A 12,105-nucleotide genomic window follows, 5' to 3' on the forward strand; every position below is an offset into this window, starting at 1 on the left:
CGCCGATCCGGATGAGGAAGGAGTGAAATGGCCGTCGCTCGATTTCAGGTTGCGGTAGTTTTCGCCGCATTTGCGTTGTGCGCTGCGACAAGCGATCGCGTGCAGGCGCAGAAATCCTACGACAGCGGCGCCTCCGATACCGAGATCAAGATCGGCAACATCATGCCCTATAGCGGCCCGGCCTCGGCCTATGCCGTGATCGGCAAGACCGAAGAGGCCTATTTCAACAAGGTCAATGCCGAGGGCGGCATCAACGGCCGCAAGATCAAATTCATCTCGTATGACGACGCCTATTCGCCGCCGAAGACGGTGGAGCAGGCGCGCAAGCTGGTCGAAAGCGACAACGTGCTGCTGATCTTCGGCTCGCTCGGCACCTCCACCAACGGCGCCATCCGCAAATACATGAACGAGAAGAAGGTGCCGCAATTGTTCGTGGCGAGCGGCGCGTCGAAGTGGAACGACCCGAAGCAATATCCCTGGACCATGGGCTGGCAGCCGAGCTACGCGGGCGAGGCGAAGATCTACGCCAAATACATCATGAAGGAAAAGCCGGACGCGAAGATCGGCGTGCTCTACCAGAACGACGATTTCGGCAAGGATTATCTGAACGGACTGAAGCAAGGCCTCGGCGCCAAAGCCTCGATGATCGTGCTGGAGGAGCCCTACGACACCTCCGAGCCCGCGGTCGACGAGCACGTCGTGAGGCTGAAGACCGCAGGCGCCGACGCCCTCGTCAGTATCACCACGCCGAAATTCGCAGCGCAGGCGATCAAGAAGGCGGCCGAGATCAACTGGCACCCGATCCACATCATCTCCAACGTCTCGGCCTCCGTCGGCGGCGTGATCGAGCCCGCGGGCTTGGAGATCTCGCAAGGCATCCTGTCGGCGACCTACATCAAGGACGGCTCCGACCCGCAATGGAACGCCGATGACGGCATGAAGAAGTTCTACAACTTCCTCGCGGCATACGACCCGAAGGCCAACAAGCTCGATGCCGGCATCGTATTCGGCTACGCCGCGGCGCAGACCATGGTGAAGGTGCTGCAGATGTGCGGCGACAATCTCACCCGCGACAACGTCATGACGCAGGCAGCTTCCCTGAAGGACTTCGCGCCCGACACGCTGCTCCCCGGCATCAAGATCAACACCGCACCCGACGATTTCGCGCCGATCAAGCAGCTTCGGATGATGCGGTTCAAGGGCAAGGCCTGGGAATTGTTCGGCGACGTCATCTCGAGCGAGCTGGGCCATTAGCGCGCGGCTCGCGCACGGCGCAATTTACAGTCATTGACGACGATCCGGCGCAACTCAAGGTTCGCGCGCAAAGCCTGAACACCGCAGTCCTGCGGAGCGGAATATTCCGCGCGTATCGATCAAATCGCGCCCGAGACAGTTTCGCCCGGGCGTTCTCCTTGCTGGCGCCGCAGGAAGGGTATTCAATGTGACTCGGAGTGAGGCAACACCTGCGCTCCCAATCAAGAACAAACGACACATCGAAACGACCAAGGGAGATCAAGATGCCTGCAATGCACGTGCGTTTGGGGGCCCTTGCGGCCGCCCTCGCGCTCTCTACGGCCCTGTCGACCGGGGCGTCAGCACAGAAGAAATACGACACCGGCGCTTCCGACACCGAAATCAAGATCGGCAACATCATGGCTTATAGCGGTCCTGCATCCGCCTACGGCGTGATCGGCAAGACCGAAGAGGCCTATTTCCGCAAGATCAACGCGGAAGGCGGCATCAACGGCCGCAAGATCAATTTCGTCTCCTATGACGACGCCTACTCACCGCCGAAGACGGTGGAGCAGGCGCGCAAGCTCGTCGAGAGCGACGAGGTGCTGTTCATCTTCAACTCGCTCGGCACGCCGCCGAACTCGGCGATCCAGAAATACATGAACAGCAAGAAGGTGCCGCAGTTGTTCGTCGCCACCGGCGCCACGAAGTGGAACGATCCGCAGAACTTCCCGTGGACGATGGGCTGGCAGCCGAACTACCAGAGCGAGACGCAGATCTACGCGAAGTACATCCTGAAGGAGATGCCGAACGCCAAAATCGCCGTGCTGTTCCAGAACGACGATTACGGCAAGGATTATCTGAAGGGACTGAAGGATGGCCTCGGCGCCAAGGCAGCTTCGATGATCGTCCAGGAGGAGAGCTACGAAGTTTCGGAACCCACGATCGACTCGCACATCGTCAAGCTGAAATCGACGGGCGCCGACGTCTTCGTCAACATCACGACGCCGAAATTCGCGGCACAGGCGATCAAGAAGAACTCGGAGATCGGCTGGAAGCCGGTGCATTTCCTCAATAACGTGTCGATATCAATCGGCAGCGTCATGAAGCCGGCAGGAATAGAGAACGGACAGGGCATCATTTCGTCGGCGTATCTGAAGGATCCGACCGACCCGCAATGGAAGGACGATGCCGGAATGAAGGCCTGGAACGAGTTCCTCGACAAGTACTACCCCGATGCAAACCGGACAGATAACTCCGTCGTCTACGGCTATACCGTCGCGCAGACACTGGCCCATGTGCTGAAGCAGTGTGGGGACGACCTGACCCGAGAGAATGTCATGAAACAGGCCGCGAGCATCAAGGATCTTGAACTCGGAATGATGCTGCCGGGGATCAAGGTCAACACGTCCCCGACCGATTTCGCGCCGCTCTCGCAGCTCCAATTGATGCGATTCAAGGGCGAGACCTGGGAACGATTTGGCGACGTCATCAGCGGCGACGTCGGCGGCTGACGGCATCGTCGGCGCCAACAGCGACTAAAGAAGCAGCCCCTGCGGCCTCCTCGCAGGGGCTTTTCCTTGAAGCTTGCGGCCAAATCGGGTTGAATTGCATCGCGCCGCCAACAACCATGGCGACAAGAAAAGGAGCGCGCGCACACCAAGAAATTGAAAAAAGGGAGATTGGAATGCCCGCTGTCACCGGCAAGCTTGCGGCCGCGTCACTGGCACTCGCGCTCATTGCGGCCACGACCTCCATCGCATCGGCCCAGAAGAAATACGATACCGGCGCGACCGACACCGAGATCAAGGTCGGCAACATCATGCCCTACAGCGGACCGGCCTCCGCCTACGGCATCATCGGGCGGACGGAAGCCGCCTATTTCAAGAAGATCAACGAGGAAGGCGGCATCAACGGCCGCAAGATCAACTTCGTCTCCTACGACGACGCCTATTCGCCGCCGAAGGCGGTCGAGCAGGCCCGCAAGCTGGTCGAGAGCGACGAGGTGCTGTTCATCTTCAACTCGCTCGGCACGCCGTCGAACTCGGCGATCCAGAAATACATGAACTCGAAGAAGGTGCCGCAGCTGTTCGTCGCCACCGGCGCCACCAAGTGGAACGATCCGCAGAACTTCCCATGGACCATGGGCTGGCAGCCCAACTATCAGAGCGAAACGCAGATCTATGCGAAGTGGCTGCTCAAGAACAAGCCGGACGCCAAGATCGCCGTGCTGTTCCAGAACGACGACTACGGCAAGGACTATCTCAAGGGGCTGAAGGACGGCCTGGGTGCCAAGGCGGCGAACATGATCGTCGCCGAGGAGAGCTATGAGACCTCAGAGCCGACCATCGACAACCACATCGTGAAGCTGAAGTCGACCGGCGCCGACGTGTTCATGAACATCACGACGCCGAAATTCGCTGCCCAGGCCATCAAAAAGAACGCCGAGATCGGCTGGAAGCCGCTGCACTTCCTCAACAACGTCTCGGCCTCCGTCGGCAGCGTGATGAAGCCCGCGGGCTTTGAGAACGGCCAGGACATCATCTCCGCCGACTATCTGAAGGACGTGGCGGACCCGCAGTGGAAGAATGACCCCGGCATGAAGGACTTCCTCGCTTTCATGGATAAATACTTCCCTGAAGGCGACAAGCTCGACCACGGCACCATCGTCGGCTACGGCGTGGCGCAGACCCTGGTCCAGGTCCTGAAGCAATGCGGAGATGATCTCACCCGCGCGAACGTCATGAAGCAGGCCGCGAGCCTGAAGGACTTCCGCACCGAGGTGCTGCTGCCGGGCATCCAGATCAACACCTCCCCGACCGACTTTGCCCCGATCAGCCAGCTGCAGCTGGAGCGGTTCAAGGGCGAGAAGTGGGACCTGTTCGGCGACGTGATCAGCGCCGACGTCGGCGGCTAGACGCGACAAGCGCGACAATAGCAAGGCCCCCTGCGAGACGATCGCAGGGGGCTTTTGCTATGTGCTGTTTGTGATTACGCGATTGCACAATCGAATGATGGTAAAGGCTGCTTACCCTTTCGCGCCCGATGCGCTAGGCAGGGGCATGGCGACGTCCTCGCCACAGCTTTAGTCTGCTCAAGAGTTAGCCGAAAGCCATCGTCATGACCGACCGACGTCCCCTGCTCCGCGCGCTCTATGATGCCGCGGTGGCCGCCGCCCATCCGAACACGATCCTGGCGCCTCACTTGCGTCCCGCACCGAAGGGGCGCGTGATCTGCCTCGCCGCCGGCAAAGGCGCCGCCGCGATGGCTGCGGCCGCGGAGCGGCACTATCTCGACACGCTGGGGCTCGCGCCGGAACGCCTCGTCGGCATCGCCACCACGCGCCACGGCTACGGCGTGCCGACGCGCCGGATCCGCGTGGTCGAGGCCGGCCATCCCGTGCCCGACGAGGCCGGCCTGAAAGGCGCGGCCGACACGCTCGCGCTGGCGAGCGAGGCCGGCCCCGACGATCTGCTGCTGGTGCTGCTCACCGGCGGCGGCTCGGCGAACTGGATCGCGCCGGTGGACGGGATCAGCTTTGAGCAGAAGCAGGCGGTCAACAAGGCGCTGCTGCGTTCGGGCGCGCCGATCGGCGAGATGAATGTCGTGCGCAAGCATCTGTCGCGCATCAAGGGCGGACGTCTCGCACGCGCCGGCCAGAACGCCGCGGCAATCGTGACGCTGGCGATCTCCGACGTGCCGCATGACGACCCTTCCGCGATCGCCTCGGGTCCGACCGTGCCGGACACAACCACGCTGGCCGACGCGCGTGCGATCGTCGCGAAGTACAAGCTCGCCATCGACGATGCCGTCGCGCGCGCGCTCGACAATCCCGCCAACGAAAGCGCCAAGCCCGGTGATGCGGCCTTCGCACGCGCCTCGTTCGAGCTGATCGCACGTCCCAAGCAATCGCTGGACGCCGCGGTGAAACTTGCCGAGGAGGCCGGCTACGAGACCATCGATCTCGGCGCCGATCTCGAAGGCGAGGCCCGCGAGGTCGCGGCCGATCATGCCAGGCTTGCGCTCCAAGCCCGCGCGCAAGGCAAGCGTGTCGCCATCCTCTCCGGCGGCGAGCTCACGGTGACCGTGCGCGGCCAGGGGCGCGGCGGCCCCAACCAGGAATACGCGCTGGCGCTGGCCTCGCTGTTGAAGGACACGCCTGACATCGCCGCGCTTGCCGGCGACACCGACGGCGCCGACGGCGGCGCCGGCCATCCCACCGATCCCGCCGGCGCGCTGATCGATGCGGCGACGTTCGCCAAGATGAAGGCGCAAGGGCTTCAGCCGCAGGCCTATCTGGACAACAACGACGCCACGACCTTCTTCGAAGCGACGGGCGACCTGCTGCAGCCGGGACCGACGTTGACCAATGTGAACGACATCAGGGTGATCCTGGTCGACTGACACCGCGACGGCCGAAACCATCTGATCCCGCGGATCGCCATGGTTAAGGATCTCTGACTCCGCGCCGTACTGCGCCACGCCGGTCACCGGAATCGCTGTCCTTAACCTCGCGTTCGCCGCAGTTTGAGGAACCTGCTGCTTATTTGGGCAAATCGTTGGGCTCGTTCACCACCGCCTGCTCTAATGCGCGCTCGGGGGCAACGCGCATGACTGAGAGTGACAGGCAGGTGGAAGGCATCGATCCGCTCGTGCTCGGCGAGCTGCTGGCGTGCGCCACCAGCAATCTGTGGCTTGGAATCATCCTCTTCAGCAGCGACCGCAAGGTGATTTTCTGCAATCCGCGCTACCGCGAGATGTACGCCCTGTCACCCGAACAGGTTCGTCCGGGCACGCCGATCAAGGACCTGATCGAGCATCGGCTCAAGCTGGGCCTTAACATTCGTGGCGAAGCCGGCGCCTATGTCCGCGCCCGCACCGAAGGCTCGATCGCCAGCGAGAAGACCGTCCAGCAATTCGACGACGGCCGGATCATCGCCTACACCATCCACCCCCTGCCCGGCGGCGGCGGCATGGCGACCCACGAGGACATCACCGAGCGCGAGGAGCTCAGTGCACGTCTCCAGGAACGCAATTTCCAGTTCGACATCGCCATCAACAACATGTCGCACGGGCTCTGCTTCTTCGACGCCGACCATCGGCTGCGGGTCTGCAATGCACGCTATATCGACATGTACGGCCTGCCGCCCGATCGCGTCGGTCCCGGCACACCGCTGGCGGAGATCCTCGAGATGCGTTTCGAGGCCGGCAGCGTGCCGGCGATGACGCGCGAGGAATACGCCAGCTGGCGGACCGGTGTCGCCACGTCGGCCGAGGCCACCGACAGCATCGTCGAGCTGCGGAACGGACGCACCTTCAAGATCAGGCACCGTCCGATGCCGGATCTCGGCTGGGTCGCAACCCACGAAGACATCACCGAGCAAAGGAAGGCGGAGCTGCAGATCGCGCATATGGCGCATCATGACGCGCTGACGGACCTCGCCAACCGTGCGCTGCTCGGCCAGCGGCTCAGGCAGACGATCGAACAGGGCGGCCTGTTCGCGGTGCATCACATCGATCTCGACAAGTTCAAGGCGGTCAACGACACGCTCGGTCACCAGGCCGGCGACATCCTGCTCCAGGCGGTCAGCCGCCGCCTGCGGCGGCTGGCACGGGACAGCGACACGATCGCGCGCATGGGCGGCGATGAATTCGTGATCCTGCAGACGCCGATTTCAGGCCAAGGCGACGCAGAGGTGCTGGCGCGCGAGGTGGTCGGCGCGTTGAGCGCACCGTTCGAGCTCGACGAACATCAGGCCATTGCCGGCGCGAGCGTCGGCATCGCCGTTGCGCCGCGCGACGGCACGACGCCCGAGCAACTCCTGCACAATGCCGACGTCGCGCTGTACCGGGCGAAAAGCAACGGTCGCGGCATGCACCGCTTCTTCGAGCCGGCCATGGACGAAGAGGCGCAGAACCGTCGCGCGCTGGAGCTCGATCTGCGCAAGGGCCTTGCTGCCGGCGAGTTCGAGCTGCACTACCAGCCGATCGTGAAAGCCAGCGACCGCGAGATCAGCGGGTTCGAAGCCCTGATCCGCTGGCGGCATCCGCGGCGCGGACTGGTCGCACCCGGCGACTTCATCCCGCTCGCGGAGGAGATCGGCTTGATCGTGCCGATCGGGGAGTGGGTGATCCGGCAGGCCTGCGCCACCGCGAGCCGGTGGCCGAACCATCTGCGCGTCGCCGTCAACATCTCGGCCGTGCAATTCCGTCAGCCGAGCCTGACCGAGGTGATCGTCGGCGCGCTGGCGGCCACCGGCCTTGATCCGGGACGACTCGAGATCGAGATCACGGAAAGCGTGCTGATCCAGGACCGGGATGGCGCGCTCGCGACGCTGCACCAGCTCCGCGCGCTGGGTGTCAGGATCGCCATGGACGATTTCGGCACCGGCTATTCGTCGCTGACCTATTTGCAATGCTTCCCGTTCGACAAGATCAAGATCGACAGGTCCTTCGTCGGCGGCGTCGGCAACGATGCGGGATCGCTCAGCATCGTGCGGGCGGTGGCGGCACTGGCGCAGGGCATGGGCATGACCACCACGGCAGAGGGCGTGGAGACCGACGAACAGCGCGAGCGGATTTCGGCGGAGGGCTGCAACGAGATGCAGGGCTATCTGTTCAGCCCGCCTTTGCCCGCCGCGGAGATCGAGCGCCGTTTCCTCGCCGCTGACAGGCCCGCCATGCCGGACCGGATCGCCGCGGCGTAGTGGGCGCTCGCCCCGCCGTGGGGGCTTACCGCTTGGCGCTGACGTGCTCGAGCAGCGCGAGCAGGCCCTTCAACAGGTCCGTCGGCGACGGCGGGCAGCCCTTGATGTGCAGATCCACCGGGACGGTCTCGGATACGCCGCCGACGCAGGCGTAGCTGCCTTTGAAAATGCCGCCGTCGATCGCGCAGCCGCCGACGGCGACGACCCACTTCGGATCGGGCGTGGCGTTGTAGGTCCGCTCCAGTGCCTGTCGCATGTTCCTGGTCACGGGACCCGTGACCAGCAGCACGTCGGCATGGCGTGGCGAGGCGACGAAGCGCAGGCCGAAACGTTCGACGTCGTAGAAGGCGTTGGACAGCGCGTGGATCTCCAATTCGCAGCCGTTGCAGGACCCGGCATCGACCTCGCGAATGGCAAGAGAACGCCCAAGCCTGGCCTGGGCGGCGCGATCGACTTTCGCGGCGAGCTCGGCCAGCGCCGAAGCGTCCGGCGCCGGCGCGGGCTCCGTCAGCGAACCATGGGTGAGGCTTTCGAGCAGGGTCTTGCGCATGGCTTAGAGGTCCGCGCCCGAATAGGAACAGTTGAACGACTTGTTGCAGAGCGGGAAGTCGGCGATGATGTTGCCCTCGATCGCGGTTTCCAGCAGCGGCCACTGGAACCACGACGCATCGCGCAGGTGGCAGCGTTCGACACGCAGCTCGCCATCGAGCCGCAGCCACGCCAGGACGTCGCCGCGGAACGCTTCCGTCAGCGCCAGACCTTCACATCCGCCACGCCCCGCCAGCGGTGCGGTCCTGATCTCGCCCGGCTCCATCAAGTCCAGGATCTGCGCGATCAATCCGACGCTCTGCTCGACCTCGCGGATTCGGATCCAGACCCGCGCGTTGACGTCGCCCGTATCCAGCACCGGCACCTCGAACGACAGACGATCGTAGGGCGCGTAGGCAAGTGTGCGGCGTGCATCGAAATCGCGGCCCGAGGCCCGGCCGACATAGCCCCCGGCGCCGAACTGCCGCACATAGTCCGCCTTCACGATGCCCGTGGTGACGGTGCGGTCCTGCAAGGACGCGGTGTTGTCGTAAAGCTCGATCAGGCGCGGGAAGACCTTGTTGATTTCCGCAAGCAGCGTTCGCAGCGCCGGGAGACCGTCCGGCGCGATATCGCGCGCCACACCGCCGGGCACGACGACATCCATCATCAGGCGATGGCCGAACGCAATATCCGCAGCGCGCAGGGTCCGCTCGCGCAAGATGCCCGTCTGCGCATGCATCAGCGCGAACGACGCATCGTTGCAGATCGCGCCGATATCGCCGAAATGATTGGCGAGCCGCTCCAGTTCCGCCATCAGCGCCCGCAAGTGATTCGCCCGCCGCGGCACCTGGATATCGAGCGCCGCTTCCGCTGCGCGTGCAAAAGCGAAGGCGTAGGCGACCGCGCTGTCGCCGGAGGTACGGTTGGCGAGCTTTGCCGCGGCCTCGAGGTCAGCGCCCTGCATCAAGGACTCGATGCCCTTGTGGGTATAGCCGAGCCACTGCTCCAGCCGCACCACGTGCTCGCCATTGGCGGTGAAGCGGAAATGGCCGGGCTCGATGATCCCGGCATGGACGGGACCGACCGCGACCTGGTGCAACGCTTCGCCCTCGGCCGGAAGGAACTGGTATGGCTGCAGGTCGCGCGATGCGTTGCGGCCGGAGAGCGGATAGGATCGGCCCCAGGCATCATGATCGAGCCATGGCCGCTGATCGTCCGCAGCGAGGGGAGCAAGCCCGAACAGATCATGGATGGTCCGTTCCAGCCGAAGCGCAGGTGGATGACGGCTGGCGACGCTTGGAAACGTGCCGGCCGTACATTCGTAGGTTATGACCGCGATTTCTGCCGAGCCGCCGTCGAGCATTGCCATATGCACTGCCGCCCGTTCGCCCCAGAAGCCGAGCAGCGTGAGGCTTCCCTCGACCAGCCGATCGATCGCCGCCTGCCAGCCCGCCTCCGTCACGACCGCACGCGGCCAGGGCCGGTGCGACGGCACCGCATGAACATGGGGGATGCTGTCGAGGATGCCCATCGCTACCCCAGGAGCTTTGCGACGTTCTGGAAGCCGGCGACCAGCCCCGGCGGCAGATAGATGCCGGCCATCAGCACCAAAGCGAGATGCGTGAACATCGGCACATAGGACGCCTCTGCCGGCGCGGTGGGTCCCTTGGGTTCGCCGAACATCACGGCGCCGATGCGCAGCAACAGGCCGCCGAGCGCGATGATGATGCCGAGCACCAGGATGACCGTCAGCCAGGGCGCGTGCGAGAAGGCCGAGCTGACCACCAGGAACTCGCTCATGAAGATGCCGAGCGGCGGCAACCCGACGATGGCGACGACGCCGAGCATCAAGCCCCAGCCGAGCACGGGATTGGTCACCGTGAGTCCGCCGATATCGGCGATCTTCTGCGTGCCCTTGACCTGCGCGATGTGGCCGACGGCGAAGAAGATCGCCGACTTGGTCAGCGAATGCATGGTCATGTGGAGCAGGCCGGCAAAATTCGCCAGCGGCCCGCCCATGCCGAAGGCGAAGACGATGATGCCCATATGCTCGATCGAGGAGTAGGCGAACATGCGCTTGATGTCGCGGCGGCGGTAGAGCATCAGCGACGCGAAGATCACCGAGATCAGGCCCATCGTCACCATCAGCGGCCCCGGCGCGATGGCGGCGAGATTGACCGCGAGCATCATCTTGAAGCGCAGCAGCACGTAGAGCGCGACGTTGAGCAGCAGGCCCGAGAGCACCGCCGAGATCGGCGTCGGGCCTTCCGCATGGGCGTCGGGCAGCCAGGCGTGCAGCGGCGCGAGGCCGACCTTGGTGCCATAGCCGAGCAGCAGGAAGACGAAGGCGACGTTGAGCAGCGCCGGGTCGAACTGTGCGGCGTGCTTCACCAGCACCGTCCACACCATGCCGTCGAGCCCCTCGCCGACCACCGGGCGCGCCGCCATATAGACCAGGATGGTCCCGAACAGCGCCAGCGCGATGCCGACGCTGCCGAGGATGAAATATTTCCAGGCCGCTTCCAGCGCCTCGTGGGTGCGGTAGATGCCGACCATCAGCACGGTCGTAAGCGTCGCCACTTCAACCGCGACCCACATCAGGCCGATATTGTTGGCGATGAGCGCGAGGTTCATCGCGAACATCAGCGTCTGATACATTGCGTGATAGAAGCGCAGGAACGCCGGCGTCAGGCGCCCGGTCTCGATCTCGTGCTGGATATAGCTCGCGCTGAATACCGACGTGGTGAAGCTGACGAAGGTGGTCAGCACGATGAAGACCTTGTTGAGATCGTCCACCAGCAGATACTGCCCCGACACCGGCTCGACCACGAACAGCGAAAGCGAGGTCAGGAAGGTCGCGAGCGCCGCCACCACGTTCAGCTTCGCCGTTTGCCGATAGCCCGGCAAGATCGCCAGCAGCGCAGCCGAGACGGCCGGGATCACGAGGATGGCGCTGAGGACGTCAATGCTCATCGCCGCTCCCCACGAAAACGATCGAGTGCCTGCACGTCCACGCTGTCAAAGCGCTCGCGGATGCGGAACAGGAAGATGCCGATCACGATAAAGGCGATCAGCACCGAGAAGGCGACGCTGATCTCGACCACCAGCGGCATGCCCTTGGCGCCGGTCGCCGCCAACACCAGCCCGTTCTCCAGCGACATGAAGCCGACGACCTGGCTGACGGCGTTGCGCCGCGTCACCATGACCAGGAGCCCCAGCAGCACCACCGACAGCGCGAAGGCAAGGTCCTCGCGCGCGAGCGCGTCGGCTCCCGGCGTCACCCGCAGCATCACCACCATCGACAGCGCGACGAGGCCGATGCCGGCCATCATGGTGAGCCCGATCCCGATCACGTTCTCGATCTCACGGTGGATGCCGAGCCGCTTGATGATCCGGTGCAGCGCCACCGGAATGATGATGGCCTTGAACACCAGCGCGATCAGCGCCGTGAGATAAAGATGCGGCGCTTGCTGCACATAGGCCTGCCACGCCACCGACAGCGCCAGCACGCCGGCATGCAGCGCGTAGACGTTGAGCAACGCATAGAGCCGGTCCTGGTAGAGCATCATGAAGCTCGCCAGCACGAGGGAGCCGGCGAGCAGGTGGGCGATGTCGAATTGCAGGCTGCTCATCT

The 12,105-nt window shown here is 64.1% G+C and carries 9 protein-coding genes; 5 read left to right on the top strand and 4 right to left on the bottom strand.

Annotation, left to right across the window (positions count from 1 at the left end; genetic code table 11):
- The first annotated feature begins 27 nt into the window (after nt 1-27).
- The 5 genes from HYH07_RS09090 to HYH07_RS09110 all read left to right on the top strand — a co-directional run bounded on the left by HYH07_RS09090 (nt 28) and on the right by HYH07_RS09110 (nt 7,940).
- Nucleotides 28-1,254, top strand: coding sequence for an ABC transporter substrate-binding protein (locus HYH07_RS09090; protein WP_220002176.1), 1,227 nt, complete (start codon nt 28-30; stop codon nt 1,252-1,254).
- A 263-nt stretch (nt 1,255-1,517) separates the two neighbouring features.
- The gene (locus HYH07_RS09095; protein WP_220002177.1) at nt 1,518-2,747 is read left to right on the top strand and encodes an ABC transporter substrate-binding protein; all 1,230 of its coding nucleotides are present in this window, start codon (nt 1,518-1,520) and stop codon (nt 2,745-2,747) included.
- 173 nt (nt 2,748-2,920) lie between these two features.
- Nucleotides 2,921-4,150: an ABC transporter substrate-binding protein gene (locus HYH07_RS09100; RefSeq protein ID WP_220002178.1), complete on the top strand. Its 1,230-nt coding sequence runs from the start codon at nt 2,921-2,923 to the stop codon at nt 4,148-4,150.
- Between the two features lie 203 nt (nt 4,151-4,353).
- Entirely contained in the window at nt 4,354-5,637 is a 1,284-nt protein-coding gene (locus HYH07_RS09105) for a glycerate kinase (protein ID WP_220002179.1), read from the top strand.
- 206 nt (nt 5,638-5,843) lie between these two features.
- Nucleotides 5,844-7,940 carry an EAL domain-containing protein gene (locus tag HYH07_RS09110; RefSeq protein WP_220002180.1) on the top strand — a complete coding sequence of 699 codons (2,097 nt, stop codon included), beginning with the start codon at nt 5,844-5,846 and terminating at the stop codon, nt 7,938-7,940.
- A gap of 25 nt (nt 7,941-7,965) precedes the next feature.
- Here the strand turns inward: HYH07_RS09110 and HYH07_RS09115 are convergent, their stop codons facing one another.
- Genes HYH07_RS09115 through HYH07_RS09130 form a run of 4 tightly spaced genes read right to left on the bottom strand, consistent with a single transcriptional unit; the run spans nt 7,966 to nt 12,103 of the window.
- Nucleotides 7,966-8,490, bottom strand: coding sequence for an NADH-quinone oxidoreductase subunit B family protein (locus HYH07_RS09115; RefSeq protein WP_220002181.1), 525 nt, complete (start codon nt 8,488-8,490; stop codon nt 7,966-7,968).
- Between the two features lie 3 nt (nt 8,491-8,493).
- On the bottom strand, nt 8,494-10,002 hold the full coding sequence (locus HYH07_RS09120) for a nickel-dependent hydrogenase large subunit (RefSeq protein ID WP_220002182.1): 1,509 nt from the start codon (nt 10,000-10,002) through the stop codon (nt 8,494-8,496).
- Nucleotides 10,003-10,004: 2 nt separating this feature from the next.
- Nucleotides 10,005-11,444 carry a hydrogenase 4 subunit F gene (locus HYH07_RS09125; RefSeq protein WP_220002183.1) on the bottom strand — a complete coding sequence of 480 codons (1,440 nt, stop codon included), beginning with the start codon at nt 11,442-11,444 and terminating at the stop codon, nt 10,005-10,007.
- A complete protein-coding gene (locus HYH07_RS09130; RefSeq protein WP_057759534.1) occupies nt 11,441-12,103 on the bottom strand; it encodes a hypothetical protein in 663 nt (220 codons plus the stop codon). The genes HYH07_RS09125 and HYH07_RS09130 overlap by 4 nt, the downstream gene beginning before the upstream one ends.
- Nucleotides 12,104-12,105 lie beyond the last annotated feature (2 nt).

The sequence above is a fragment of the Bradyrhizobium sp. BR 10261 genome, from assembly GCF_019455395.1.
GTDB lineage: Bacteria > Pseudomonadota > Alphaproteobacteria > Rhizobiales > Xanthobacteraceae > Bradyrhizobium > Bradyrhizobium manausense.

What these genes read in the sequence shown, in the direction of transcription:
- HYH07_RS09090 (WP_220002176.1), top strand. Translation starts at nt 28, where the DNA reads ATGGCCGTCGCTCGATTTCAGGTTGCGGTAGTTTTCGCCGCATTTGCG.
- HYH07_RS09095 (WP_220002177.1), top strand. Translation starts at nt 1,518, where the DNA reads ATGCCTGCAATGCACGTGCGTTTGGGGGCCCTTGCGGCCGCCCTCGCG.
- HYH07_RS09100 (WP_220002178.1), top strand. Translation starts at nt 2,921, where the DNA reads ATGCCCGCTGTCACCGGCAAGCTTGCGGCCGCGTCACTGGCACTCGCG.
- HYH07_RS09105 (WP_220002179.1), top strand. Translation starts at nt 4,354, where the DNA reads ATGACCGACCGACGTCCCCTGCTCCGCGCGCTCTATGATGCCGCGGTG.
- HYH07_RS09110 (WP_220002180.1), top strand. Translation starts at nt 5,844, where the DNA reads ATGACTGAGAGTGACAGGCAGGTGGAAGGCATCGATCCGCTCGTGCTC.
- HYH07_RS09115 (WP_220002181.1), bottom strand. Translation starts at nt 8,490, where the DNA reads ATGCGCAAGACCCTGCTCGAAAGCCTCACCCATGGTTCGCTGACGGAG.
- HYH07_RS09120 (WP_220002182.1), bottom strand. Translation starts at nt 10,002, where the DNA reads ATGGGCATCCTCGACAGCATCCCCCATGTTCATGCGGTGCCGTCGCAC.
- HYH07_RS09125 (WP_220002183.1), bottom strand. Translation starts at nt 11,444, where the DNA reads ATGAGCATTGACGTCCTCAGCGCCATCCTCGTGATCCCGGCCGTCTCG.
- HYH07_RS09130 (WP_057759534.1), bottom strand. Translation starts at nt 12,103, where the DNA reads ATGAGCAGCCTGCAATTCGACATCGCCCACCTGCTCGCCGGCTCCCTC.